Origin of the sequence: Streptomyces sp. NPDC051963, from assembly GCF_044593495.1 — a bacterium.
Lineage (GTDB): Bacteria > Actinomycetota > Actinomycetes > Streptomycetales > Streptomycetaceae > Streptomyces.
Map to the genome: position 1 here is coordinate 624335 of NZ_JBIUCC010000005.1, position 24175 is coordinate 648509.

Here is a 24175-nt window from a genome sequence, read left to right on the forward strand (position 1 = left end):
CTCCGCCGCAGCGCGGACCTGCGGCGGCTCCGATGACGGGTGCGGCGACGGCTCCAGTGACGGGACCAGCGACGGACCTAGAGGTGGAGCAGTCGCTGGGTGATCTCCCGGTACTGCCTCAGCGCGAGCCGGATTTCGTCGGGCTGTGTCTCGGGGTCCCGGTCCTGCCAGCCGGCCCGCAGCAGACGCCGCCGTTCCGCGAGGGCGCTCGCCAACTGCGCGGTGGCTTCGTCGTAGGCACTCTCGGCCTCTTCCAACGCTTCGAGCGGGGAGTCGGGGAAGGTGTTGATGGCGTGCCGGAGGCGCTGGACGACCTTGTCCTGCTGGTCCGCCGGGACGAGCGGCTCCGGGCCCTGGCTGCGGCGCCCGGCGGAACCCGAGGTCTGGCCCGCAGGCTGCTGGGCGCGTGTCTGGTCGTACATCATCGGGGACCGCTTCCGTTGCGCCTGAAGGCTTCCTCGGTCCTCCCGAAGGCCCGTTTCAGATTTCCGGAGAGCCGGTCGTTCCTGCTTTTCATCCTCTGCGCCTGGTGCCTGACGGACTGCGACACGATCATGGCCGACCTCACTGTTGTCCGGTGGATGGGTTTCCCGCGGGGTCCGGGCGAGACGGAAGAGCGGAGTGCCTGGCCGTGGCTTCCGAAGCGACACGGCCCCGCACCGTGCTGGTCACATCCCCGCCGCCAGCGAACCGGACAGCCCGGTGCCCACGCCATCCGACAAGGAAGCGCAGTAGCCCGGCTCCTCTGTCATCAGAGCAGTCGCGGTCAACTGCGGACCGGTGCTCGCGCTCGTGCTCGCGGCGGTCATCAACCGGCCGGCCGACGGGGCACCGGTCTCCGGCGGAATCACCAGCAGATCCCGGCGCCCCGCCGTGCAGGACAGCAGCAGGATCATGTGCGGATCCAGTGCCGACGTGAACCAACCCACCTTCACCACATGCCCGTTGACGAAGATCCGAGGCGGAATCACCGGCCAGTAGCGGGGATTCACACCGATACGGGTGACTCGTCCCCACAGCGGATCCAGTACGTCGGCCAGCGCAGGGAGTTCCTGACTCAGGTCACGTGAACGGGGCCACCAGGCCCCCTCCAGCCCGCCCTCCGCGGAGGGGAGACCGGCGGGTCTGAGTGCGAGGCGCGCGGCCGCCGCGCCGAAGGGCACGGCGCGCGGCGGGGGACGATCGGTGGTCGCGGACATCGTGCGAACCCGTCTCCGGACCCCTGCGCGGGGGCAGTTGCCCGGTGTAGTTGCTCACCAGGAACGACACCGGCAGTCGGAGCCGGTGCGCGAAGTGCTCCCGATAAGTTCACGCTACTCCCTGAACCCCCCGAACGGACCGCTCCCGGAGATCACCCCACCTCCGGCCCCCGCTCTCCGACGGGCGGGGGATGTCCACGGGGAGCTGAAGGCGGGTCCCTCCGGCCGCTCGTCGGGCCGTGCGGTCGATGCGCTTTCCCGGCCGGTCGGCGGGCGGGCGGATCAGCGCAGTCCGGCGAAGAGATCGTTCTCGGGTACGGCCGCTCCGGTGGCGTCCTGGACACGTACGAAGGTCTCCATGCCCATCAACTCGCCGAACCTCTCCTTGCCCATCTTGAGGAAGAAGATGTTCTCGCCCTGACTGGCGTGCGCGGCCAACGCGTCGAACTTCTGGCCGCTGAACGCGGTGGTGTCCACCCACGTGGTGATCTCATCGTCGGGGAGGCCGATCTCGGCCATCGCGGCAGCCTCGGCGGGATCCGGCTCCGGCATGTCCGGATGAAACTCGCGCATGATCTCCCCGAACCGCTGCATCCCCGAGCGAGGCATCGTGGTCCAGTACACCTTCGGTGTCAGCGCGGTCATCTCCAGGGCGGCCATCGTGATGCGGTGGGCCTGGATGTGGTCGGGGTGGCCGTAGAAGCCGTTCTCGTCGTAGGTGACGACCACATCGGGTCGGTAGTGCCGCATGAGTTCCGCGAGTCGGGCCGCGCCGTCCTGCACGGGGGTCTGCCAGAAGGATCCGGGGGCGTCGTTGCTCGGCCAGCCCATCATCCCGGAGTCCGCATAGTCCAGCATCTCCAGATCGCTGATCTTCAGGACGCTACAGCTCTCCTCGAGTTCCTGACGGCGCAGCAAGGCGACCGCCGCCGGATCGTGCCCGGGATCGCCCGGCTTGACACCCCCCGGTCCATCACCGCAGGCGCCGTCGGTACACGTCACGAGAACCGTGCGGATGCCTTCCGCCGCGTACCGCGCGAGGACCCCTCCGGTTCCGGTGGCCTCGTCATCGGGGTGGGCGTGCACTGCCATGAGCGTCAAGGGCCGGTCAGTCATGAAACAGTCCTCCTGAAGAAATACGTCTAGGTCCAAGCAGCGCGGCAGGCGTACTGCGATCCCGCAATCCTGGGTCCCGGATCCTGGCGGGCGGACGACGTGTGCTCCCCGTGTCCCCCGCCCGCCCGACGCCGGTCCCTCACTCGATGCAACCGTCCCGCCCGGACCGACTGTTCCCGACACGGCCGCCCCGCGTCCTCGACTTCCCCGGCGCCGACGCGGGCGGCGGCCGCTTGGCCATGGACGGCATCTTCAAGCGGGATTCGCAACGTCAGAGGGCCCTCACCGACTCGGTGAGGGCCCTCTGAACTGCTATTCAGCTGTCGGGGTGGCGGGATTTGAACCCACGACCTCTTCGTCCCGAACGAAGCGCGCTGCCAAGCTGCGCTACACCCCGATCGTCGCTGCTCGTCGCGGCGACGTCGTTTACTTTAGCCCACCGGTGGCTGGAGGCGAAATCCGGTTTTCGCGCGGTGGAGGAGGTGGCGGCGGATCGGGTTCGGGCGGATGTGGTCGAGGGCCACCAGGAGGATGGCGAGGGCGTACATGGCGAGGCCGAGGAGGAGGGCGTTGCCGAGGACGCTCTTGTAGCCGTGCTGGTCGACGTCCAGGAAGGGGTAGAGATAGCGGGCCGGCGTGCCGGGCAGGATCAGTTCGCCCCGGATGAGGGAGAACGCCAGGTAGGCCAGCGGGTAGAGGAGCCACGTCGCGGCCTGGCGCAGATGCAGTCGGCCGGGAGCCGTCAGCAGCAGCCAGTCCACGACCGCCGCGATCGGCGTCACCGTGTGCAGCACCTGGTTGGTGATCGCCTGTACGCCCGTCGGCGCCACCGTCTCGCCGGTCATCGAGAACGGGCTCGCGGCGTTCGCCAGCAGCAGGTGGTACACGAGGCCCGTGACCGCGATGTAGAGGAGCGTCGCGCCGGTCAGGGCCGACGGCAGCGGGCGGCGCGCGGTCCAGGCGCGGCGGGCCGAGAGCGCGAGGACCAGGGCCAGCAGGATGTTGCTCTGGATCGTGAAGTAGCTCAGGACCCGGACCGGGCTGCCCAGGGCCAGGTCGATTGCCACGGCTCCGGCCGCTGTCAGGGCGACCAGCAGACGGAACGCGGCGGTCAGGGGGTGGCGTACGGGAGCCATCACCGCCGTGGCGGGGACGTGCGAGGGCAGCAGCGAGGGCACTCCGGGAACCGCGGGCAGATCCGGGATGTCCCTGGGTATCGGGGCGGTCATGCCCTCACGCTAAGCAGGTTGGACAAAACGGGCGATACGGGTGGGCTGTGTGAGTGACCCGTCATGCTGCTCGTGTGGTCACCCGGCAACCGCCCGGCAGACGCACTTTCCGCACTACCCGTGCTGTGCCCTACTCCCGCCCCACCAACGTCAACAACGTCGCCTCCGGCGGGCAAGCGAACCTCACCGGCGTGTACCGACTCGTCCCGCACCCAGCCGACACGTGCAGATACGCCGTACGGCCCTCCGCGCGATGCGTCGACAACCCCTTCACCCGGTCCGTGTCCAGATCGCAGTTGGTGACCAGGGCGCCGTAGAAGGGGATGCACAGCTGGCCGCCGTGGGTGTGGCCGGCCAGGATCAGCGGATAGCCGTCCGCGGTGAACGCGTCCAGCGTGCGCAGATACGGCGCGTGCACCACGCCCATCGAGAAGTCGGCGCCGCTCGACGGGCCGCCAGCCACCCGCTCGTAGCGGTCCCGCTTGATGTGCGGGTCGTCCAGTCCCGTCAGCTCGACCTCGGCGCCCTCGATCTTCAGGGTGCCGCGGGTGTTCGTCAGGTTCAGCCAGCCCGCCGCGTCGAAGCCGTCCCGCAGGTCCTCCCACGGGTTGTGGATCACGCCGACCGCGGGCGCGTTGCCGTTCAGGCCGTGCTTGCCCTGGACCTTCTCGATCAAGTACCGGCCCGGATTGCGGAGTGTCGGGCCGTAGTAGTCGTTGGAGCCGAAGATGTACGCGCCCGGGAACTCCATCAGCGGGCCGAGCGCGTCCAGTACCTCGGGGACGCCCTCGGGGTCGGACAGGTTGTCACCCGTGTTGATCACGAAGTCGGGGCGCAGGCCGGCCAGCGAGCGCAGCCACCGCTGCTTCTTGCGCTGGCCGCCGACCATGTGGATGTCGGAGACCTGGAGCACACGCAGCGGCCGCATCCCGGCGGGCAGGGCCGGGACGGTCACCCGTCGGAGACGGAACGAGCGGGCCTCGAAACCCGCTGCATAGACCAGACCGGCGGCGCCGGCCGCCGCGATTCCCAGGGGAACTCCGTATCGTGCGCGCATACGACCATCGTGTCAGACCGTGGCCGTCGCCCGCGCCGGCCCTTAAATCAGCGGGCGTTCGGGCTCCCGCACCTGCGACAATCAAACGCATGACCAACCTCAAGTCGACGCTTCAGGACGACCTCAACACCGCGATCAAGGCGCGCGACGAGCTCCGCTCCTCGACGCTCCGGCTGACGCTCTCCGCGATCACCAAGGAGGAGGTCGCGGGCAAGGAGAAGCGCGAGCTCTCCGACGACGAGGTGCAGAAGGTGATCACCCGCGAGGCGAAGAAGCGGCGCGAGGCCGCCGACGCCTTCGCGCAGGGCGGTCGCCCCGAGCAGGCCGAGCGGGAGAAGGCGGAGGGCGAGGTGCTCGCCGCGTACCTGCCCAAGCAGCTCAGCGACGAGCAGCTCGACCAGATCGTCGCCCAGGCCGTCGAGGAGGCCAGGGCGGCAGGCGCCGAGGGGCCGCGGGCCATGGGCGCCGTGATGAAGATCGTGAACCCCAAGGTCGCCGGACAGGCCGAGGGCGGCCGGGTCGCCGCCGCGGTCAAGAAGCTGCTCGCGGGCTGACCGCAGTCGCAGTCCCGTGTAGGACCACAGCCCCTCCTACGACGATGGGGGCGCCCCTTCGAAAAGGGGCGCCCCCATCGTCGTAACCACCGCGTACCGCGGCCGGACCGTCAGGGGAAGTTCCCCCCGTTACCGTTCCCGTTGTTCCCGCCGTCCTGCCCCTCGAAGAGGTTCTCCGGGATGGAGAAGGAAGGCGTCGGTTCGGTGGCGCCGCCGTCCGTGCCGCCGTTGATCAGGCCGGCGATGAGGCCGCCGTCCTCGTCGCCGTTGTCACCGTCGTCGTTGCCGTTTCCGTTGCCGTTCCCATCGCCGTCGCCGCGGCCCTTGTCGGGCTCGGGGATGTCGACGATGTTGAAGGGCGGGGACTCCTTGCCCTCGAGGGCGCCGGTCATGGCGTCCTTCCAGATCGGGCCCGGGACCTGGCCGCCGTAGACGAGCTCGTGGTAGACGCCGCCGATGGTGATGTTCTTCATCTCGACCTTCTGGGTGGCGCTGCCGACCCAGACGGCGCCCGAGAGGTTCGGCGTGTAGCCGACGAACCAGGCGTTCTTGCGTTCGTCCGTCGTACCCGTCTTACCGGCGTTGTCGCGGTCGGTGAGACCGGCCTGCTGACCGGTGCCGGAGTCGACCACGCCTTGCAGCAGGGTGTTGATGGTGTCCGCGGTCTTCTCGCTCATCGCCCGCGAGCACGTCGACTTCGGGACCTCGAGGGACTTCTGCACACCGGCGATCTTCTGCGTGATCGACTCGATGGCGACCGGCGTGCAGTACATGCCGCGGGAGGCGAAGGCGGCGTACGCGCTCGCCATCGTCAGCGGGGAGAGACCCACGGAGCCGAGGGCGATGGCGGGCTGCTCCGGCAGCTTGGTGCCGTTGCCCTGCACGACATGCAGCGCGTCGGTCATCTTCACGACCGGGCACAGACCGATGTCGGAGATCATCTGGACGAAGTAGGTGTTCACCGACTTCTCCATGGCCTTCCGCAGCTGGTACGGGCCGACCTCGGACTCGTCCTCGTTCTCGACCGTGAAGCCGTCGTCGTTGACCCATGGCTTGCTGCTGCACGTCTGGACCGGGCTCGGGTACTCCATCTCGTACGGCGACGAGTACTCCTGGTTCGGCGGTCGCCCCTCCTCCAGCGCGGCCGCCGCCACGAACGGCTTGAAGGTCGAACCGGTCGGGAAGCCGTAGTTGGAGCCGCCGTAGGCAGAGTTGACCGAGTAGTTGTACTCGGTCTCGTTCTTGCCGTAGCCGTACGGCTTCGACTGGCCCATCGCGAGGATCTTGCCGGTGCCGGGCTCGACCAGGGTGGAGGCCGCGGCGACCTGGTCGTCCTGGTTGACGTGGTCCTTGAGGGACTGCTGGACCGACGCCTGCGCCTGCGCGTCGAGCGTCGTACGGATCGTCAGGCCGCCCCGGTTCCAGACCTTCGCCCGGGCCTCCTTGGTCTTGCCGAAGACCGGGTCGCTGAGGAAGACCTTCTCGACGTACTTGCAGAAGAAACTGGCGCCCTTGACCGCGGTGATGCACCCGTTCTTCGGCTGACTCACCTTCAGCCCCAGCGGCTGCTCCTTGGCCTTGTCGGCCTCCTCCTGGGAGACGTCGCCCACGTCGGCCATGCGCTGGAGCACGGTGTTGCGGCGCTTGGTGGCCTCGGCCTCGTCGTTGACCGGGTCGTACCGGCTGGGGGACTGGACGATGCCGGCGAGGAGGGCCGACTGCTGGAGGCTGAGGTCCTTGGCGGACGTGGAGAAGTAGCGCTGGGCGGCCGCCTCGACGCCGTACGCCTGCTGGCCGAAGAACGTGATGTTCAGGTAGTTCTCGAGGATCTTCTTCTTGCCGAGCTCCTCCTCGACCTGGATCGCGTACTTCAGCTCCTTGATCTTGCGGCCGAGGGTCTGCTGGGTGGCCTGGGCGACCTTCGTCGGGTCGTCGCCGGCCTCCTCCACGAACACGTTCTTCACGTACTGCTGGGTGAGGGTGGAGGCGCCCTCGGCGACGCCACCGCTCTGGGCGTTGCGGTTGAGCGCGCGCAGGACGCCCTTCAGGTCGACCGCGCCGTGCTGGTAGAAGCGGGCGTCCTCGATCGCGACGATCGCCTTCTGCATGTACGGCGAGACGCTCTTGAGGTCGACCACCGTGCGGTCACGGGAGTAGACCGTGGCGATCTGGGAGCCGTTGGCATCGAGGATCGTGGTGCGCTGACTCAGCGGTGGCTGCTTGAGATTGGCCGGGATCTCGTCGAATCCCTCGACCGACCCCTTCGCCGCGAGGCCCAGCGCGCCGAACGCGGGCAGGGCGATGCCGGCCAGCACGGCTCCCGCGAGCACACTGACACCGAGGAACTTGGCGGCCTCCTGCGTGGGCGACAGCCCACCACCCGCGCGCTTCTTTGGCATGGGAGCAGCCTAATCCGTACCTGAGTCCGATCCGAGGGACCGGTGCGTCCTGAGAGGTTCGGGTGCGGGATCGTGACATGAGGGCACACGTCAGCCCACTGCATCACGGCACGGCAACGCCGACCGTCTACCTTCTCATTCGCCGGACACGCGTCTAGGCCTTGGCCTAAGCTGCTCTCAACTGTCACGGCAGTCAGGTCACGTATCAATACGTCCGGCGACCCCGAAACGTTCCGGAAGTAGCCCAACTTTTTATGGGGTACGTGTCCGAATCCGCCTTGTGTGTCACCTGGCGTCCGTTGTGACCCTGGAGAACTGCCCCGGTTTGCCGGGATGATCACGCATGTCGACACCTCACTCCCCCGGGTGATCTGCCGCTTACGCATAGTCCGTTCGGGCCATTCAAGATTGGGCCCGCTGGGGGTGTTGCGCTGTGCCCACCTTCCGTAACGTCCTCAACTGGCGGCGGTGAATATGCCGCTGCCGCCGTGGGGGAGCCTCGATTCGGGAGAGGACGGCGCCGGTATGGGCTGGGTAACCGACTGGAGTGCGCAGGCGGCCTGCCGCACTACCGATCCGGATGAACTGTTCGTTCAAGGAGCAGCGCAGAACAGGGCCAAGGCGGTGTGCACCGGATGTCCGGTGCGGACCGAGTGCCTGGCCGATGCGCTGGACAACCGCGTCGAGTTCGGCGTGTGGGGAGGGATGACGGAGCGGGAGCGCCGCGCGCTGTTGCGCAGGCGACCCACCGTGACCTCCTGGCGCCGACTGCTGGAGACCGCGCGGACGGAGTACGAGCGAGGGGCCGGCATTCTGCCCCTCGACGACGACGAGGTGTACGAGAACTACGCGGCGGTGAGCTGAGGCCACCCCTTCAGGGGGTTCCCTCAGTCACTGCTCGGCAGCTCCGGCCGGTTGGCCGCGAGCCGGTTCCCGATGTCTCGCAGCCCCGCGAGGTCGTGTACGTCGCCGGGCAGCGCGGCCACTTCGGCCATCGCCACCTCGGGGTGGAGCGCGGTGAAGCGGTCACGCGTGCGCTGCTCGCGGGAGAGCAGCCGCATACGCTCGGCGTGCAGCCTCAGCAGGCCTGCGGTGAGCTGGTCGACGGAGCGCTCCGGATCCGGATCGGCGGGGGAGCCTTCGGCCGGCGCTGGTGTCGTGGACGCGGGAGATTCTGAACTGTCGTACGTGTCGGGAGAGTTACGAAGACCAGCTTTCCCGTCCCCCTGATCCACAATGCGGGGCTCTTCAAGATTTTCCGCGGCGGCGAGTGCCCGCTCGGCCGACAGCCGGGCGGCGCCGCTGCCGTGGACCCGGTTGAGCACCAGACCCGCCAGCGGCATGTCCTCGGCGGCCAGCCGCTCCACGAAGTAGGCGGCCTCCCGCAGCGCGTCCCGCTCCGGCGCCGCGACCACCAGGAACGCCGTCCCGGGCGCCTGAAGCAGCTTGTACGTCGCGTCCGCGCGGGTGCGGAAGCCGCCGAACATCGAGTCCATCGCCGCCACGAAGGTCTGTACGTCCTTCAGCAGCTGTCCGCCGAGCAGCTTGCCCAGCGCCCCGGTCATCATCGACATCCCGGCGTTCAGGAACATCATCCCCGCCCGGCCGCCGACCTTCGCGGGGGCCAGCAGGACACGGATGAGCTTGCCGTCGAGGAAGGAGCCGAGGCGCTTGGGCGCGTCCAGGAAGTCCAGCGCCGAGCGGGACGGGGGCGTGTCCACGACGATCAGATCCCAGTCGTCCTTGGCGCGCAGCTGCCCCAGCTTCTCCATCGCCATGTACTCCTGCGTGCCCGCGAAGCCCGCCGAGAGCGACTGGTAGAACGGGTTGCCCAGGATCGCGGCCGCCCGCTCGGCGTCGGCGTGCGCCTCGACGATCTCGTCGAAGGTGCGCTTCATGTCGAGCATCATGGCGTGCAGCTCACCGGTGCCCTCCACGCCCTTCACCCGGCGCGGGACGTTGTCCAGGGAGTCGATGCCCATGGACTGGGCGAGCCGGCGGGCCGGGTCGATGGTGAGGACGACCACCTTCCGGCCGCGCTCGGCGGCACGCAGCCCCAGCGCCGCCGCCGTGGTCGTCTTGCCGACCCCGCCCGAGCCGCAGCACACCACGATGCGGGTCCTCGGATCGTCGAGCAGCGGATCGACGTCGAGCATGCGGGCGGGGGAGATGCGGTGGCGGGCGGTGTCGTGCGCGTGGGCCGAGTGGTCCGGACTCATGACATCCCCTGCTTCCGACTCTTGGCACACCTGCTCATGACATCCCCTGTTTCCGCAGCCTGCGCGCCAGTTGGTACAGAGCCGCCAGATCCATGCCCTCGGCGAACAGCGGGAGTTCGTGCAACGGCAGGCCCAGTTCGCCGAGGACGGCCCGCTGTTCGTGTTCCAGGGCGTACCGCTCGGCGTACTCCCCGGCCTGCTCCAGCAGCGGATCGACCAGCCGCTCGGCGTTCCCGCCGCGGCGTGCGCCGCCGAGCCCGGCAGCGGACAGCGACCTGGCGACCGAGGCCCGCGGAACGGCTCGTACGAGATCCAGGTCGGCCTCGTCCAGCACCTGGGGCCGCACCATGTTCACCATGATCCGACCCACCGGCAGCCGCGCCGCCCGCAGCTCGGCGATCCCGTCCGCGGTCTCCTGCACGGGCATCTCCTCGAGCAGCGTCACCAGGTGGACGGCTGTCTCCTTGGACTTCAGCACCCGCATCACGGCCTGCGCCTGATTGTGTATCGGGCCGATCTTCGCGAGCCCGGCGACCTCGTCGTTGACGTTCAGAAAGCGGGTGATGCGGCCCGTGGGCGGGGCGTCCATGACGACGTAGTCGTACACGAACCGTCCGGCCTTGTCCTTCCTGCGCACGGCCTCGCACGCCTTGCCGGTCAGGAGTACGTCCCTCAGCCCCGGCGCGACGGTGGTGGCGAAGTCGATGGCGCCGAGTTTCTTCAGGGCCCGGCCGGCACCGCCCAGTTTGTAGAACATCTGGAGGTAGTCCAGAAGGGCCAGTTCGGGGTCGATGGCGAGCGCGTGCACCTCCCCGCCCCCGGGCGCGACGGCGATCTTGCGCTCCGCATAGGGCAGCGCCTCCGTCTCGAAGAGCTGTGCGATGCCCTGCCGGCCCTCGACCTCGACGAGAAGCGTGCGCTTCCCCTCGGTGGCGAGGGCCAGCGCGAGGGCGGCGGCCACCGTGGTCTTACCGGTTCCGCCCTTGCCGCTGACGACCTGGAGCCTGCTCACGTATTCGAGCCTAACCAGTCGGCTGCCGGAGTACGCCGGAGGCTGTGGACAACGTGTGCGCGAGGCCTCACGCGGCAGCAGTTACAGTCGGCCCATGACTAAGTGGGAATACGCCACCGTGCCGCTGCTCGTCCATGCCACGAAGCAGATTCTGGACACCTGGGGCGAGGACGGCTGGGAGCTCGTCCAGGTCGTGCCCGGGCCGAACAACCCCGAGCAGCTGGTGGCCTACCTGAAGCGGGAGAAGCAGTGAGCGCGGTCGAGGCGAAGCTGGCCGAACTGGGCCTGACCCTGCCGGACGTCGTCCCGCCGCTCGCCGCGTACCAGCCGGCCGTGCAGAGCGGTGTGTACGTCTACACCTCGGGCCAGCTCCCGATGGTGGACGGCAAGCTTCCGGTCACCGGCAAGGTGGGCGCGGAGGTCACGGCCGAGGAGGCCAAGGCCCTCGCCCGCACCTGCGCGCTGAACGCCCTCGCCGCGGTCAAGTCCGTCGCGGGTGACCTGGACCGCATCGCGCGCGTGGTGAAGGTCGTCGGCTTCGTCGCCTCGGCCTCCGACTTCACGGGGCAGCCCGGTGTCATCAACGGCGCCAGCGAACTCCTGGGCGAGGTCCTGGGCGACAAGGGCGTGCACGCGCGCAGCGCTGTGGGCGTGGCCGTACTGCCGCTGGACGCGCCGGTGGAGGTCGAGGTCCAGGTGGAGCTGACCTCGGCGTAGGCCGCGGCCACATCTCGAACATCCACCCGCCCCGGGATACCCTCCGCCCATGGCAAACGGGCAGTGGTACCCCAAGGAGTGGCCGGCCCTGATCCGCGCCCTCGCGGAAGGAACCCTCACCCCGGTCACCCCCAAGCGCGCGGCCACCGTCATGCTCCTGAAGGACACCGACACCGGACCCGCCGTCCACATGCTGCGCAGACGCGCCTCCATGGCCTTCGCCGGAGGCGCGTACGCATATCCGGGCGGCGGCGTCGACCCCCGCGACGACGAGCACCTCATCCGCTGGGCGGGCCCCACGCGCGCGTGGTGGGCGGACAGGCTCGGTGTCGACGAGCCGACGGCGGCCCAGGCGATCGTCTGCGCGGCGGTACGGGAGACGTACGAGGAGGCAGGCGTCCTCCTCGCGGGCCCCACCCCCGACTCGGTCGTCGGCGACACCACCGGCGACGACTGGGAGGCGGACCGCGCCGCCCTGGTCGCCCGGGACCTGTCCTTCGCGGAGTTCCTGGAGCGCCGCGGCCTGGTCCTGCGCTCGGACCTGCTGGGCGCCTGGACCCGCTGGATCACCCCGGAGTTCGAACCCCGCCGCTACGACACCTGGTTCTTCGTGGCCGCCCTCCCCGAGGGCCAGCGCACCCGCAACGTCTCCGAGGAGGCCGACCGCACGGTGTGGACGACACCGGCCGACGCCGCCACGTCGTACGACAAGGGCGAGCTGCTGATGATGCCGCCGACGATCGCGACCCTGCGTCAGCTGACCCCGTACGCCACGGCCGCCGAGGCGCTCGCCGCCGCCCCCGGTCGTGACATGACGCCGGTCCTGGCCCGGGCCCGCCTGGAGGACGACGAGATCGTGCTGTCCTGGCCGGGACACGACGAGTTCACGAAGCACATCCCCACGGGCGGGGCCTGAAGCATGACCCGAGCCAGAGCCCCGCGCACGACCCAGACCGCCGCATCGGACGCCCCGAAGGATCCCCTCGTATGACGGACGCAGCCGCCCTCCCCGGCCGGCCGAGGGGCGGGGTCCCAATTCCTCGTGCGCCCCTCGCACTGCTCCGCAGGCTTCGGGACGCTGCGCCGGCTTCCGACCGGCAACCTGACGTGCTGCCCAGCCTGACGGGAGGAACCTCCGCATGACCGACGCAGCCGCCCTCCCCGGCCGGCCGAGGGGCGGGGTCCCAATTCCTCGTGCGCCCCTCGCACTGCTCCGCAGGCTTCGGGACGCTGCGCCGGCCTCCGACCGGCAACCTGACGTGCTGCCCAGCCTGACGGGAGGAACCTCCGCATGACCGACGCAGCCGCCCTCCCCGGCCAGCCGAGGGGCGGGGACCTCTCGGGCCCCGCCACCGAACGGGCCGTCAACGTCCTTGCGCCCAACGCCTCCGCGATGACCCTGGACGGCACCAACACGTGGATCGTGTCGGAGCCCGACTCCGAACTGGCCGTCGTGATCGACCCGGGTCCCCTTGCCGACGGCCATCTGCGCACCGTCCTCGACACCGCCGAGCGGGCCGGCAAGCGCGTCGCGCTGACCCTGCTGACGCACGGTCACCCCGACCACGCCGAAGGCGCCGCCCGCTTCGCGGAACTGACGGGCACGAAGGTGCGGGCCCTGGACCCGGCGCTGCGGCTGGGCGACGAGGGGCTGGCCGCCGGGGACGTGGTCACGGTCGGCGGCCTGGAGCTGAGGGTCGTACCGACGCCCGGACACACCGCGGACTCCCTGTGCTTCCATCTCCCGGCCGACCGTGCGGTCCTGACCGGCGACACGATCCTGGGGCGCGGTACGACGGTCGTGGCGCACCCCGACGGCCGCCTGGGCGACTACCTGGACTCCCTGCGACGGCTCAGGTCCCTCACGGTCGACGACGGCGTCCACACCGTGCTGCCGGGCCATGGACCGGTCCTGGAGGACGCCCAGGGCGCCGTCGAGTTCTATCTCGCCCATCGCGCCCACCGACTCGCCCAGATCGAGACGGCCGTCGAGGACGGCTACCGGGCTCCGTCGGAGGTCGTCGCGCATGTCTACGCGGACGTGGACCGTTCCCTGTGGCCGGCGGCGGAGTTGTCGGTACGGGCTCAGCTGGACTATCTCCAGGAGCACGGCCTCATCTAGGAGTCGGGCCGCGGGGCCTTGATGCCGTGCACGCGCGCGTACTCCTCCGCGAGCCAGGGCCCGAGGTCGTCGACGTACGACGTGAGGACGCCCCTGTCGCCGGTCGGCTCGCAGCCGAGGACGGCGGCCGCGCGCATCTGCTCCCCGCGCGCGGGGTAGTACGCGGCGAACACCTCGGCCATGTCGGCCAGATCGCTCGTCCAGCCGTTCCAGCGGGGCATGACGAGCGTGAAGCCCGTGCGGACGAGGCGGCGGGACAGCAGGCGTACGAGGGGCCGCCGGGCGTCCTCCGTTTCGTCGGCGGAGTCTGCCCGCGCGATCCGCTCGCGCCAGCGGGGCAGGAGCATGGCGAGGTCGCCGTTGGTCTCGCGGGCGAGCAGCGAGTCGGGCCGGTAGCGCGGCAGATAATCGGCGAGGTCCTCGCCGAGCAACGGGGTGCACAGACAGGCGACGAACCACCCCAGGTCGTACCGCTCCGGCTCGCTCAGCGTCTGTGCCCGGCTGACCAGCAGGATCCCGACCCCGTCGACCTGCGTAAACTCCTTGTCGACCGCCTCACCCAGCGCCCGCGCGCCCTCCCGGTCCCCGTCACCGGGCTCCTCGCGCAGCACGACCAGCAGATCCAGATCACTGCGCCCCACGCGCGCGGTGCCCCGCGGAATCGACCCGTAGAGGTATGCGCTGTCCAGCCGCGCTCCGAAGTGATCGAGCACCCGGTCACGCGTGGCGACGACGACGGGACGGAACTCGCGCGGGACACACCCGAGGGACCCCTCGCGCTCGATGAAGCCGAGGGAGTCGAGCCCCTTGGGGGGAATGCTTCCGGCCATGGCATCACTGTGCCCCGACGGAGCCGCCGTGGCCGGTGATTTACGGCGTGGCTACCGCGAGCGCTTGGCGAGCCGCTCCACGTCCAGCAGGATCACCGCACGCGCCTCAAGACGCAGCCATCCGCGCTGTGCGAAGTCGGCCAGCGCCTTGTTGACCGTCTCGCGGGACGCGCCGACCAGCTGGGCCAGCTCCTCCTGCGTGAGGTCGTGGACGACGTGGATGCCCTCTTCGGACTGCACGCCGAAGCGGCGGGAGAGGTCCAGCAGGGCGCGCGCGACACGGCCGGGGACGTCGGAGAAGACCAGGTCGGACATCTGGTCGTTGGTCTTCCGCAGCCGGCGGGCGACGGCGCGCAGCAGCGCGGTGGCCACCTCGGGGCGGGCGTTCAGCCAGGGCTGGAGGTCGCCGTGGCCCAGGCCCAGCAGCTTGACCTCGGTCAGCGCGGTGGCGGTCGCCGTGCGCGGACCCGGGTCGAAGAGGGACAGTTCGCCGATGAGCTCACCGGGGCCGACGACGGCCAGCATGTTCTCGCGGCCGTCGGGCGAGGTGCGGTGAAGCTTGACCTTGCCCTCGGTGACCACGTAGAGCCGGTCGCCCGGGTCACCCTCGTGGAACAGGGAGTCGCCACGTGCGAGGGTCGCCTCACTCATGGAGGCGCGCAGCTCCGCGGACTGCTCGTCATCGAGCGCCGCGAAGAGCGGATTGCGCCGCAGAACGTCGTCCACGAGTTCTCTCCTTGTCGACCTGCTCAGGGGATCATTCCCCCACGTACCAGGGGACCGTGCTCCCCATTTTGCCGGACGGTCCAAACAGTGTGATCTGTCACAAGGATGCCGCACAGGTGTCCTGAGGTAAGCGGCAGGGGTCCAATCGGGGGCCGATCTCCCGGGTCCGGGGCGGATGTCAGTGCCGGGCTTTAGGCTGGCCGGGTGTCCAAAACGCCGGTGAGAGCACAGGCCAAGGGGGCTGTACGAGTGGCTGCACGTCGGGATTCTGCTGTGGGCGAACAGATTCCCACTGGCGGAAAGAAAGCGGCAAAAGTGACAGAGGGGGATGTGAAAAAGAAGGCCACGGCGAAGAGGCCTGCGAAGCCTCCGGAGCCTCTCAAGCCCGCGAAGCCTCCGAAGGGCGAGTCCCGCACCGCCCTGGTCCGCCGAGCCCGCCGTATCAACCGCGAGCTCGCCGAGGTCTACCCCTATGCCCACCCCGAGCTGGACTTCGAGAACCCCTTCCAGCTGGTGGTGGCCACGGTGCTGTCCGCCCAGACCACCGACCTGCGCGTCAACCAGACCACCCCGGCGCTCTTCGCCAAGTACCCCACGCCCGAGGACCTGGCCGCCGCCAACCCCGAGGAGGTCGAGGAGATCCTGCGCCCGACCGGCTTCTTCCGGGCCAAGACCAAGTCGGTGATGGGACTGTCGAAGGCCCTCGCGGAGGACTTCGGCGGCGAGGTCCCCGGCAGGCTCGAAGACCTCGTAAAGCTCCCCGGCGTGGGCCGCAAGACCGCCTTCGTCGTGCTCGGGAACGCCTTCGGCCGCCCCGGCATCACCGTGGACACGCATTTCCAGCGGCTGGTGAGGCGTTGGCAGTGGACCGACGCGACCGACCCGGACAAGATCGAGGCCGCCGTGGGCGCGCTCTTCCCCAAGAGTGAGTGGACGATGCTCTCGCATCACGTGATCTTCCACGGCCGACGTATCTGCCACGCCCGCAAGCCCGCCTGCGGTGCCTGCCCCATCGCCCCGCTCTGCCCGGCGTACGGCGAGGGCGAGACGGACCCGGAGAAGGCGAAGAAGCTGCTCAAGTACGAGAAGGGCGGCTTCCCCGGCCAGCGTCTGAAGCCTCCGCAGTCGTATCTGGACGCGGGTGGCAAACCGGCGCCGCCGCTGGGGGCCGGATGAGTTCTCAGGAACGATCTCGGGGGCGCCCGGCGTTGGGCAGTTCAGGACGACGGGGGTGGCGATGACGCGAGCAAGCGACACACAGGGCGGGCCGGTGGCGCTCAGCAAGGAGGGCCTGCCCGCCTGGCTCGACCCGGTGGTGCACGCGGTGGAGACGGTCCAGCCGCTCCAGCTCAGCCGCTTCCTGCCGCCGGAGAACGGCGCGGGGCGGCAGTCCGCCGTCCTCATCCTGTTCGGCGACGGCGAGCGGGGCCCCGAGCTGCTGCTCATGGAGCGGGCGAGTTCGCTGCGCTCGCACGCCGGGCAGCCGTCCTTCCCGGGCGGCGCCCTCGACCCGGAGGACGGCGACCCGAAGGGCGACGGACCGCTGCGGGCCGCTCTCCGCGAGGCCGAGGAGGAGACCGGGCTGAATCCGGGCGGCGTCCAGCTGTTCGGCGTGCTGCCGACGCTGTACATCCCGGTGAGCCGGTTCGTCGTGACCCCGGTCCTCGGCTGGTGGCGCGAGCCGAGCCCGGTCGGGGTCGTCGATCCGAATGAGACCGCGCGCGTCTTCACCGTCCCCGTGGCGGATCTCACGGATCCCGCCAACCGCGCCACCACCGTCCACCCCAGCGGTCACCGAGGTCCGGCATTTCTGGTCGAATCGGCCCTGGTGTGGGGTTTCACGGCAGGAATCATCGACCGCCTCATGCATTACGCGGGCTGGGAGCGACCATGGGACCGCGAGAAGCAGGTCCCGCTCGACTGGCGCGCATGACAAGGTGTCCGCGTGCTGTGTCCAACCGGGGGACGCTGTATCGCATTGCCGCTGCGCGGCGGGCCAGACTCCCGGCCGACCTGAGGTGACCGCGTAGTGATGAGGCGAGGCTAGAAGCGGTGAACGTGCTGGACATCCTGTTGCTGGTCGCCGCCGTGTGGTTCGCGATCGTCGGCTATCGCCAGGGCTTCGTCGTCGGCATCCTGTCGGTGATCGGCTTCCTGGGCGGCGGCCTCGTCGCGGTCTATGTGCTGCCCGTCATCTGGGACGCGCTGACCGACAACGCCGAAGTCGGCACCACCGCCGCCGTGGTCGCGGTCGTCGTCGTCATCGTCTGCGCCTCCGTCGGCCAGGCCCTCACCACCCACCTCGGCAACAAGCTGCGCCGATACATCACCTGGTCCCCGGCCCGCGCCCTGGACGCGACGGGCGGAGCGCTCGTGAACGTCGTCGCGATGCTCCTCGTCGCGTGGCTCATCGGCTCGGCCCTCGCGCAGACCACGCTGCCGACGCTGGGCAAGGAGGTCCGCAACTCCAAGGTGCTGCTGGGTGTGTCGGAGGCGTTGCCCACCCAGGCCGACACCTGGTTCAAGGACTTCACCTCGGTCCTCGCTCAGAACGGCTTCCCGCAGGTCTTCAGCCCGTTCTCGAACGAGCCGATCAAGGAGGTCGCGCCCCCGGACCCGGCCCTCGCGAACAGCGCCGTCGCCACCCGCGCCCAGCGCTCCATCGTCAAGGTCATGGGCACCGCGGAGAGTTGCGGCAAGGTCCTCGAAGGCACCGGCTTCGTCTTCTCCGACCGCCGCGTCATGACCAACGCACATGTCGTCGGCGGCGTCGACGAACCCACCGTCCAGATAGGCGGCGAGGGCAGGAAGTACGACGCGACGGTCGTCCTCTACGACTGGGAGCGCGACATCGCCGTACTCGACGTACCGGACCTGGACGCGCCGACGCTCAAGTTCACCACCGAGGACGCGGGCAGCGGGGACAGCGCGATCGTCGCCGGCTTCCCGGAGAACGGGGCGTACGACGTGCGGGCCGCGCGGGTGCGCGGGCGCATCACTGCCACCGGTGCGGACATCTACCACCGCGGCACCGTCAGCCGCGACGTCTACTCCCTCTACGCGACCGTCCGCCAGGGCAACTCCGGCGGCCCGCTGCTCACGCCCGACGGCCAGGTCTACGGCGTGGTCTTCGCCAAGTCCCTCGACGACGCCGAGACCGGGTACGCCCTCACCGCGGACGAGATCCAGGAGGACATCACCAAGGGGCGCACCGCGAACCAGCAGGTGGACAGCGACAGCTGCGCGCTCTGACGCTCCGCGAGGGGTGCGGCGAGAGGGCGTCGGCCGACTGCTGGTGAGGTGTCAGCCGCGCGGGTGACGCAGCCGTACCGAGACCCAGCGGGCCCGGCGGCGCAGGATGCGCGGAATGCCCACCCGGAGGTCACCGCCCGGCAGTTGCGGGGTGCCTCGCTGATGGGAGCTCAGAGCGTTGCCCGAGCGTCGATTGCGTGCTGCGTCACTGTAGTCGTGCGTCCAGCCCATACCCCGACGTGTGCCCCTGCCCCAAGGTCGATAACCGCCCCCAGGGCCCCCAATTGGCCTATGCGCCGGGCATTTGGCTGTTCGTAGGACAGTTGTTCCGGACGGGCGACACCACGCGCAGCGGCACGGTCACCGATCGGGTTCGGGATCCTTCAGCCAGCTGATCAACTCGGTCGAGAAAGCGACGGGATCCTCCTCGTGCGGGCTGTGTTTTCCCGGGGGGCGACCCCCGGACCCCCAGCCGGGCACGGCTGAGGTGCACTTCATCGGTCCGGCTCCGGATCCTTCAGCCAGCTGATGAGCTCTGAGGAGAACGCCACTGGATCCTCCTCGTGCGGGAAGTGCCCGAGCCCGTCGAAGAGCCGCCAGCGGTACGGCGCTTCGACGTACTCCCCGGACCCGGCCGCGCTGCGTGTGCGCATCACCGGGTCCAGCGAGCCGTGCAGATGCAGCGTCGGCACCCGCACCGGCCGCTTCATCCGCCGGTTGAACTGGACGCCGTCCAGGCGGCCGAGGGACCGCACCATCCACCGGTACGGCTCGATCGAGCAGTGCGCGGTCGACGGGATGCACATGGCACGTCGGTACGTGTCCACCGCCTTGTCGTCCGGCAGGCTCGGCCCGGACCAGTCCCGGATCAGCCGGGCGACGAGCGCCCCGTCGTCGGCGATGAGCTGGCGCTCCGGGATCCAGGGCCGCTGGAACCCCCAGATGTAGGAGCCGGCAGCCGTCTGCCTGACGTCCGAGAGCATGGCGGCCCGCCAGCGCCGCGGATGCGGCATCGAGGTGACCGCGAGCCGCCGTACGAGCTTCGGGCGCATCACGGCCGCCGTCCACGCCACATACCCGCCGAGGTCGTGCCCGACGAGCGCGGCGTCCGGCTCGCCGAGGGACCGTACGACACCCGTGACGTCGAGGGCGAGGTTGCCCGGGTCGTAGCCCCGGGGCGTGCGGTCGCTGCCGCCGACGCCCCGCAGGTCCATCGCGACGGCCCGGAACCCGGCGTCGGCGAGGGCGACCAGCTGGTGCCGCCAGGTCCACCAGAACTGCGGGAAGCCGTGCAGCAGCAGCACGAGCGGCCCGTCGCCCATCTCGGCGATGTGGAAGCGCGCGCCGTTGGCGGCCACTTCCCGGTGTGTCCAGGGACCGTCTGGCCGTACGACCGAAAGGGGCTGCGCCGAAGGGTCCGTCATGACGACGAGCGTGCCACAGCTTCGATGGCCTCCGGGACCCGGTCCTGCGGCAGTTCGGGACGCGGGTGCGGCTTGGCCTTCTGGAGCACGCCCGCCGTCTCCTTCATGGAGGCCGCGACCTTCTGCGGGCCCTTGCTCTTCTTGGTCTTCTTCGCGAAGACGACGCCGATCAGCGCGAGGACGACCGCGACGAGCACATTCGCCGCGAAGGACAGCAGGAAGCAGATCGCGAGGTTCCAGTCGCTCCAGGTCCGGATGCCGTACGCCAGGGCGAAGTTCAGCATCGGCAGGGAGAACACCAGCACGCCGGCGGCCACCGTGAACGCGCCGCCGCTCGTCGCGCCGCGCTTGACGTCCTGCTTGAGCTGCGCCTTGGCCAGCGCGATCTCGTCGTGCACCAGCGCCGACATCTCGGTGGTCGCCGAGGCGAACAGTTGGCCGATGCTGCGTTCGGCGCCGACCGGGCTGCCGTCGGGTGCGCTCATCGCGTTCTCCCTCTTGTGCCTGTCTTCTCTTCGACGGTCATTTTGTACCGTCCCGTCAGATCATGCCGGACCGTCGTTCCCGTCGCCTGCCCGCCCGTCACTTCGGCATGCCCGTGCCGTTCTCGGCGGTCATGAGTTCGGCGATCCGGCGGTGCTCGGCGGCCTTGCGGTCGTGGATGTCGGCCATCCTCAGGTGGTACGCCGGGTCGTCCTCCTCGTAGATGTCCGGGATGCCGTCGAGGTCCTCGTCGCGCTCCTCGTCCTCGCACATCTTGCGGTACTTGGCGTTCCGTATCTTCAGCAGCACGGTGGCAAGGCCCGCCGAGATCAGGGACCCCATCAGTACGGCGGCCTTGATCTCGCCGGTCAGCACCGTGTCGCCGTCGAAGGCCAGCTCGCCGATCAGCAGCGAGACGGTGAACCCGATCCCGGCCAGCGACGCCACCGCGAACACATCGGGCCAGGCGAGCTCATCGCTGAGCGACGCCCTGGTGAAACGTGCCGTCAGCCACGTACCCCCGAAAATTCCGACCGCCTTGCCGACGACCAGCCCGAGGACGACACCGAGCGTCTCCGGCTTGGTGAATACGTCGCCCAGGGCGCCCCCGGAGATGGCGACACCGGCGCTGAACAGCGCGAACAGCGGGACGGCGAGGCCCGCCGAGAGCGGGCGTACGAGGTGCTCGATGTGCTCGCCGGGGGAGTGGTCCTCATCGGCGTGCGTCGTGCAGCGCAGCATCAGTCCCATCGCGACGCCCGCGATCGTGGCGTGGATGCCGCTGTTGTACATCAGCGCCCAGATGACCAGGGCGAGCGGCGCGTAGATGTACCAGCCGCGTACGCCCTTGCGCAGCAGCATCCAGAAGACGAGCAGACCGACGACGGCGCCGCCGAGCGCGGCGAAGTCGATCTTGTCGGTGAAGAAGACCGCGATGATCAGAATCGCGAACAGGTCGTCGACGACGGCCAGCGTCAGCAGGAAGGCGCGCAGGGCGCTCGGCAGTGACGTACCGATGACCGCGAGCACCGCCAGCGCGAAGGCGATGTCGGTGGCGGTGGGCACGGCCCAGCCCTCGAGCGAGCCGCCGCCGGTGATGTTGGTGAGGGTGTAGACCAGCGCCGGTACGGCCATGCCGCACAGCGCGGCGACGACGGGAAGCACGGCGGCCTTGGGGTCGCGCAGATCACCCGCGACCAGCTCACGCTTGAGTTCGATGCCGGCGACGAAGAAGAAGACCGCGAGCAGGCCGTCGGCGGCCCAGTGGGCGATCGACAGGTTCAGGCCGAGCGCCTTGGGGCCGAGGTGGAAGTGGCTGACGCTCTCATAGCTGTCGTGCAGTGCGGGTACGTTCGCCCAGATCAAGGCGGATATCGCGGCGATGAGCAGCAGCACGCCGCCGACGGTCTCGGTGCGCAGCGCGTCCGCCACGAAGGTCCGCTCGGGCAGGGACAGGCGTCCGAAAACCTTGCGGGTGCTGGCGTTTTCCCTGTTGCGGACGGGCGCGGACACGAGGAGACCTCCGGTCGGTGGGCAGGACGGAACACATGCCGACCAGACTTCCCGGCGCACCTTGATTCGTTGTCACGTTCTTGACGCTTTGCTTAGTTTACCTAAGATGCGGCCCGGGCTCGTCGGGAGATCTTCACGCTAGACGCAAAAGGGGCACCCGGCGCGCTTGGCGCCGGGTGCCCCTGAGTGCCGTACTCAGTCCTCGCTCGGCGCCGCCGGGAGCTTCGCCTGGATGAGGTCCATGACCGTCGAGTCGGTCAGCGTGGTGACATCACCGAGCTGACGGTTCTCCGCGACGTCCCGCAGCAGACGGCGCATGATCTTGCCGGAGCGGGTCTTGGGCAGCTCCGCGACGGGCAGGATCCGCTTCGGCTTGGCGATGGGGCCGAGGGTGGCGCCGACGTGATTGCGCAGGTCGGCGACGAGGTTCTCGTCCTCGGCGTTCGCCGTCCCGCGCAGGATCACGAAGGCGACGATGGCCTGCCCGGTCGTCTCGTCGGCGGCACCGACCACGGCCGCCTCGGCGACGGAGGGGTGCGACACGAGCGCCGACTCCACCTCCGTCGTGGAGATGTTGTGGCCGGACACGAGCATGACGTCGTCGACCCGACCGAGCAGCCAGATGTCGCCGTCGTCGTCCTTTTTCGCCCCGTCACCGGCGAAGTACTTGCCCTCGAATCGTGACCAGTACGTGTCCAGGAACCTCTGGTCGTCACCCCAGATGGTGCGCAGCATCGACGGCCACGGCTCGGTCAGGACCAGATAGCCACCGCCGCCGTTGGGGACCTCCCGCGCCTCGTCGTCGACGACGGTCGCGGAGATACCGGGCAGCGGGACCTGCGCCGATCCCGGCTTGGTCTCGGTGACCCCGGGCAGCGGTGAGATCATCATCGCGCCGGTCTCGGTCTGCCACCAGGTGTCCACGATCGGCGTCCGGTCGGCCCCGATGTGCTTGCGGTACCAGATCCAGGCCTCGGGGTTGATGGGCTCACCGACGGACCCGAGGACCCGCAGACTGCTGAGATCGAACTTCGCGGGGATGTCGTCGCCCCACTTCATGAACGTACGGATCGCGGTCGGCGCCGTGTAGAGGATCGTCACCCCGTACTTCTGCACGATCTCCCAGAACCGCCCCTGGTGCGGGGTGTCCGGCGTGCCCTCGTACATGACCTGCGTCGCGCCGTTCGCCAGCGGACCGTAGACGATGTACGAGTGCCCGGTGACCCAGCCGACGTCGGCGGTGCACCAGTACACGTCCGTCTCGGGCTTGAGGTTGAAGACCGCGTGGTGGGTGTACGCGGTCTGCGTCAGATAGCCGCCCGAGGTGTGCAGGATGCCCTTCGGCTTACCCGTCGTACCGGACGTGTAGAGGATGAAGAGCGGGTGCTCGGCCCCGAAGGCCTCGGGGGTGTGCTCGGTGGACTGCCGGTCGACGATCTCGTGCCACCACACGTCCCGCTCGTCGTTCCAGGCGACCTCCTGGCCCGTACGGCGGACCACGAGCACGTGGTCGACATTGCCCGCCTTGTCGACCGCCTCGTCGACGGCCGGCTTGAGCGCGGACGGCTTGCCGCGCCGGTAGCCGCCGTCGGAGGTGATGACGACCTTGGCGTCGGCGTCCTGGATCCGGGTCGCGAGCGCGTCCGCCGAGAAGCCGCCGAAGACCACGGAGTGCGCGGCGCCGATCCGGGCGCACGCCAGCATCGCGATCGCCGTCTCGGGGATCATCGGCATGTAGACGGCGACCCGGTCGCCCTTCTGCACGCCCAGCTCCAGCAGGGCGCCTGCCGCCTTGGAGACCTCGTCCTTCAGCTCGGCATAGGTGATGGTGCGACTGTCGCCGGGCTCGCCCTCGAAGTGGATGGCGACGCGATCGCCGTGGCCCGCCTCGACATGCCGGTCGACGCAGTTGTACGCGACGTTCAGCTCGCCGTCCTTGAACCACTTGGCGAACGGCGGTTTCGACCAGTCCAGTGTCTCGGTCGGTTCCTTGGCCCAGGTCAGCCGCCGGGCCTGCTCGGCCCAGAAGCCGAGCCTGTCAGCCTTGGCCTGTTCATACGCCTCCGCGGTGACGTTGGCGCCTGCGGCCAGGTCGGCGGGGGGTGCGAACCTGCGTTCTTCCTTGAGCAGGTTGGCCAGGCTTTCGTTGCTCACGACATCTCCCTTTCCCAGGGTGTCCGTTGTGTCCCAGGCCACAGCTCATCAGACCGGAGGGCCCGATGACAAGGGCCGACCGGAAATTGGTTTAGACCTGTCTGCGGGGGTCCGCCACGGTCCTTTCGGCGGCCGGGGTCATCCCATCTCACGGACAGCGCGGGCAGCGG

The 24175-nt window shown here is 69.5% G+C and carries 25 protein-coding genes and 1 tRNA gene; 10 read left to right on the forward strand and 16 right to left on the reverse strand.

Translation table 11 applies throughout. The features are described 5' to 3' along the window. Window positions 1–77 precede the first annotated feature (77 nt). The 3 genes from ACIHFB_RS23625 to ACIHFB_RS23635 all read right to left on the reverse strand — a co-directional run bounded on the left by ACIHFB_RS23625 (window position 78) and on the right by ACIHFB_RS23635 (window position 2315). Window positions 78–425 (reverse strand): hypothetical protein, encoded by a 348-nt coding sequence (locus ACIHFB_RS23625; protein ID WP_365272805.1) that lies wholly within the window; start codon window positions 423–425, stop codon window positions 78–80. 243 nt (window positions 426–668) lie between these two features. Next, entirely contained in the window at window positions 669–1199 is a 531-nt protein-coding gene (locus ACIHFB_RS23630) for a DUF5994 family protein (RefSeq protein ID WP_400127814.1), read from the reverse strand. 282 nt (window positions 1200–1481) lie between these two features. Continuing rightward, on the reverse strand, window positions 1482–2315 hold the full coding sequence (locus ACIHFB_RS23635) for a PIG-L family deacetylase (RefSeq protein ID WP_365272811.1): 834 nt from the start codon (window positions 2313–2315) through the stop codon (window positions 1482–1484). Between the two features lie 146 nt (window positions 2316–2461). Between ACIHFB_RS23635 and ACIHFB_RS23640 the strand changes: the two genes are divergently transcribed. Continuing rightward, a complete protein-coding gene (locus tag ACIHFB_RS23640) occupies window positions 2462–2623 on the forward strand; it encodes a hypothetical protein (RefSeq protein WP_400127815.1) in 162 nt (53 codons plus the stop codon). Between the two features lie 15 nt (window positions 2624–2638). On the opposite strand, the gene ACIHFB_RS23645 is transcribed toward ACIHFB_RS23640, so the two are convergent. The 3 genes from ACIHFB_RS23645 to ACIHFB_RS23655 all read right to left on the reverse strand — a co-directional run bounded on the left by ACIHFB_RS23645 (window position 2639) and on the right by ACIHFB_RS23655 (window position 4601). Next, window positions 2639–2712: transfer RNA gene (locus tag ACIHFB_RS23645), tRNA-Pro, on the reverse strand. A gap of 34 nt (window positions 2713–2746) precedes the next feature. Beyond that, window positions 2747–3544, reverse strand: a complete 798-nt coding sequence (locus ACIHFB_RS23650; protein ID WP_365272924.1) for a Pr6Pr family membrane protein — start codon at window positions 3542–3544, stop codon at window positions 2747–2749. A 130-nt stretch (window positions 3545–3674) separates the two neighbouring features. Then, entirely contained in the window at window positions 3675–4601 is a 927-nt protein-coding gene (locus ACIHFB_RS23655) for a metallophosphoesterase (RefSeq protein WP_365272927.1), read from the reverse strand. Window positions 4602–4690: 89 nt separating this feature from the next. Here ACIHFB_RS23655 and ACIHFB_RS23660 point away from each other — a divergent pair, with 89 nt between their 5' ends. After that, entirely contained in the window at window positions 4691–5155 is a 465-nt protein-coding gene (locus ACIHFB_RS23660) for a GatB/YqeY domain-containing protein (RefSeq protein ID WP_210593635.1), read from the forward strand. A 110-nt stretch (window positions 5156–5265) separates the two neighbouring features. Here ACIHFB_RS23660 and ACIHFB_RS23665 read toward each other — a convergent pair whose 3' ends face one another. Next, entirely contained in the window at window positions 5266–7554 is a 2289-nt protein-coding gene (locus ACIHFB_RS23665; protein ID WP_365272931.1) for a transglycosylase domain-containing protein, read from the reverse strand. A 525-nt stretch (window positions 7555–8079) separates the two neighbouring features. Here ACIHFB_RS23665 and wblA point away from each other — a divergent pair. Beyond that, window positions 8080–8418 carry a transcriptional regulator WblA gene (gene wblA, locus ACIHFB_RS23670; RefSeq protein ID WP_067033339.1) on the forward strand — a complete coding sequence of 113 codons (339 nt, stop codon included), beginning with the start codon at window positions 8080–8082 and terminating at the stop codon, window positions 8416–8418. A gap of 23 nt (window positions 8419–8441) precedes the next feature. Here the strand turns inward: wblA and ACIHFB_RS23675 are convergent, their stop codons facing one another. Both ACIHFB_RS23675 and ACIHFB_RS23680 read right to left on the reverse strand, forming a co-directional pair. Next, the gene (locus tag ACIHFB_RS23675; protein ID WP_400127816.1) at window positions 8442–9773 is read right to left on the reverse strand and encodes an ArsA family ATPase; all 1332 of its coding nucleotides are present in this window, start codon (window positions 9771–9773) and stop codon (window positions 8442–8444) included. Window positions 9774–9807: 34 nt separating this feature from the next. Beyond that, window positions 9808–10785, reverse strand: a complete 978-nt coding sequence (locus tag ACIHFB_RS23680; protein WP_365272938.1) for an ArsA-related P-loop ATPase — start codon at window positions 10783–10785, stop codon at window positions 9808–9810. A 94-nt stretch (window positions 10786–10879) separates the two neighbouring features. On the opposite strand from ACIHFB_RS23680, the gene ACIHFB_RS23685 reads away from it, so the two are divergent. From ACIHFB_RS23685 to ACIHFB_RS23700, 4 genes are all read left to right on the forward strand, one after another. After that, a complete protein-coding gene (locus ACIHFB_RS23685; protein ID WP_003991873.1) occupies window positions 10880–11038 on the forward strand; it encodes a DUF4177 domain-containing protein in 159 nt (52 codons plus the stop codon). Then, complete coding sequence (locus tag ACIHFB_RS23690) at window positions 11035–11502, forward strand: RidA family protein (RefSeq protein WP_365272941.1); 468 nt, start codon at window positions 11035–11037, stop codon at window positions 11500–11502. The genes ACIHFB_RS23685 and ACIHFB_RS23690 overlap by 4 nt, the downstream gene beginning before the upstream one ends. A 49-nt stretch (window positions 11503–11551) precedes the next feature. Next, complete coding sequence (locus ACIHFB_RS23695) at window positions 11552–12418, forward strand: NUDIX hydrolase (RefSeq protein ID WP_365272944.1); 867 nt, start codon at window positions 11552–11554, stop codon at window positions 12416–12418. A gap of 375 nt (window positions 12419–12793) precedes the next feature. Beyond that, the gene (locus tag ACIHFB_RS23700; protein WP_365272947.1) at window positions 12794–13624 is read left to right on the forward strand and encodes an MBL fold metallo-hydrolase; all 831 of its coding nucleotides are present in this window, start codon (window positions 12794–12796) and stop codon (window positions 13622–13624) included. Here ACIHFB_RS23700 and ACIHFB_RS23705 read toward each other — a convergent pair. Continuing rightward, window positions 13621–14454: a nucleotidyltransferase domain-containing protein gene (locus ACIHFB_RS23705; protein WP_400127817.1), complete on the reverse strand. Its 834-nt coding sequence runs from the start codon at window positions 14452–14454 to the stop codon at window positions 13621–13623. The two genes, ACIHFB_RS23700 and ACIHFB_RS23705, sit on opposite strands and share 4 nt — an antisense overlap. Window positions 14455–14505: 51 nt before the next feature. Then, complete coding sequence (locus tag ACIHFB_RS23710) at window positions 14506–15180, reverse strand: Crp/Fnr family transcriptional regulator (RefSeq protein WP_210580722.1); 675 nt, start codon at window positions 15178–15180, stop codon at window positions 14506–14508. Window positions 15181–15429: 249 nt separating this feature from the next. Between ACIHFB_RS23710 and nth the strand changes: the two genes are divergently transcribed. The 3 genes from nth to ACIHFB_RS23725 all read left to right on the forward strand — a co-directional run bounded on the left by nth (window position 15430) and on the right by ACIHFB_RS23725 (window position 18432). Continuing rightward, window positions 15430–16356, forward strand: coding sequence for an endonuclease III (nth, locus tag ACIHFB_RS23715; protein WP_400127818.1), 927 nt, complete (start codon window positions 15430–15432; stop codon window positions 16354–16356). 61 nt (window positions 16357–16417) lie between these two features. Continuing rightward, window positions 16418–17113, forward strand: coding sequence for a CoA pyrophosphatase (locus tag ACIHFB_RS23720; RefSeq protein WP_365272955.1), 696 nt, complete (start codon window positions 16418–16420; stop codon window positions 17111–17113). A gap of 119 nt (window positions 17114–17232) precedes the next feature. Beyond that, the gene (locus tag ACIHFB_RS23725; RefSeq protein WP_400127819.1) at window positions 17233–18432 is read left to right on the forward strand and encodes a MarP family serine protease; all 1200 of its coding nucleotides are present in this window, start codon (window positions 17233–17235) and stop codon (window positions 18430–18432) included. A gap of 51 nt (window positions 18433–18483) precedes the next feature. Here ACIHFB_RS23725 and ACIHFB_RS23730 read toward each other — a convergent pair whose 3' ends face one another. From ACIHFB_RS23730 to acs, 5 genes are all read right to left on the reverse strand, one after another. Next, window positions 18484–18663, reverse strand: a complete 180-nt coding sequence (locus tag ACIHFB_RS23730; protein WP_365272961.1) for a hypothetical protein — start codon at window positions 18661–18663, stop codon at window positions 18484–18486. Window positions 18664–18926: 263 nt separating this feature from the next. After that, on the reverse strand, window positions 18927–19856 hold the full coding sequence (locus ACIHFB_RS23735; protein WP_365272964.1) for an alpha/beta hydrolase: 930 nt from the start codon (window positions 19854–19856) through the stop codon (window positions 18927–18929). Continuing rightward, window positions 19853–20341, reverse strand: coding sequence for a phage holin family protein (locus ACIHFB_RS23740; protein ID WP_365272967.1), 489 nt, complete (start codon window positions 20339–20341; stop codon window positions 19853–19855). The genes ACIHFB_RS23735 and ACIHFB_RS23740 overlap by 4 nt, the downstream gene beginning before the upstream one ends. A 97-nt stretch (window positions 20342–20438) precedes the next feature. Beyond that, entirely contained in the window at window positions 20439–21851 is a 1413-nt protein-coding gene (nhaA, locus tag ACIHFB_RS23745) for a Na+/H+ antiporter NhaA (protein ID WP_365272969.1), read from the reverse strand. A gap of 195 nt (window positions 21852–22046) precedes the next feature. Further along, entirely contained in the window at window positions 22047–24005 is a 1959-nt protein-coding gene (gene acs, locus ACIHFB_RS23750; RefSeq protein ID WP_400127820.1) for an acetate--CoA ligase, read from the reverse strand. Window positions 24006–24175: the final 170 nt, after the last annotated feature.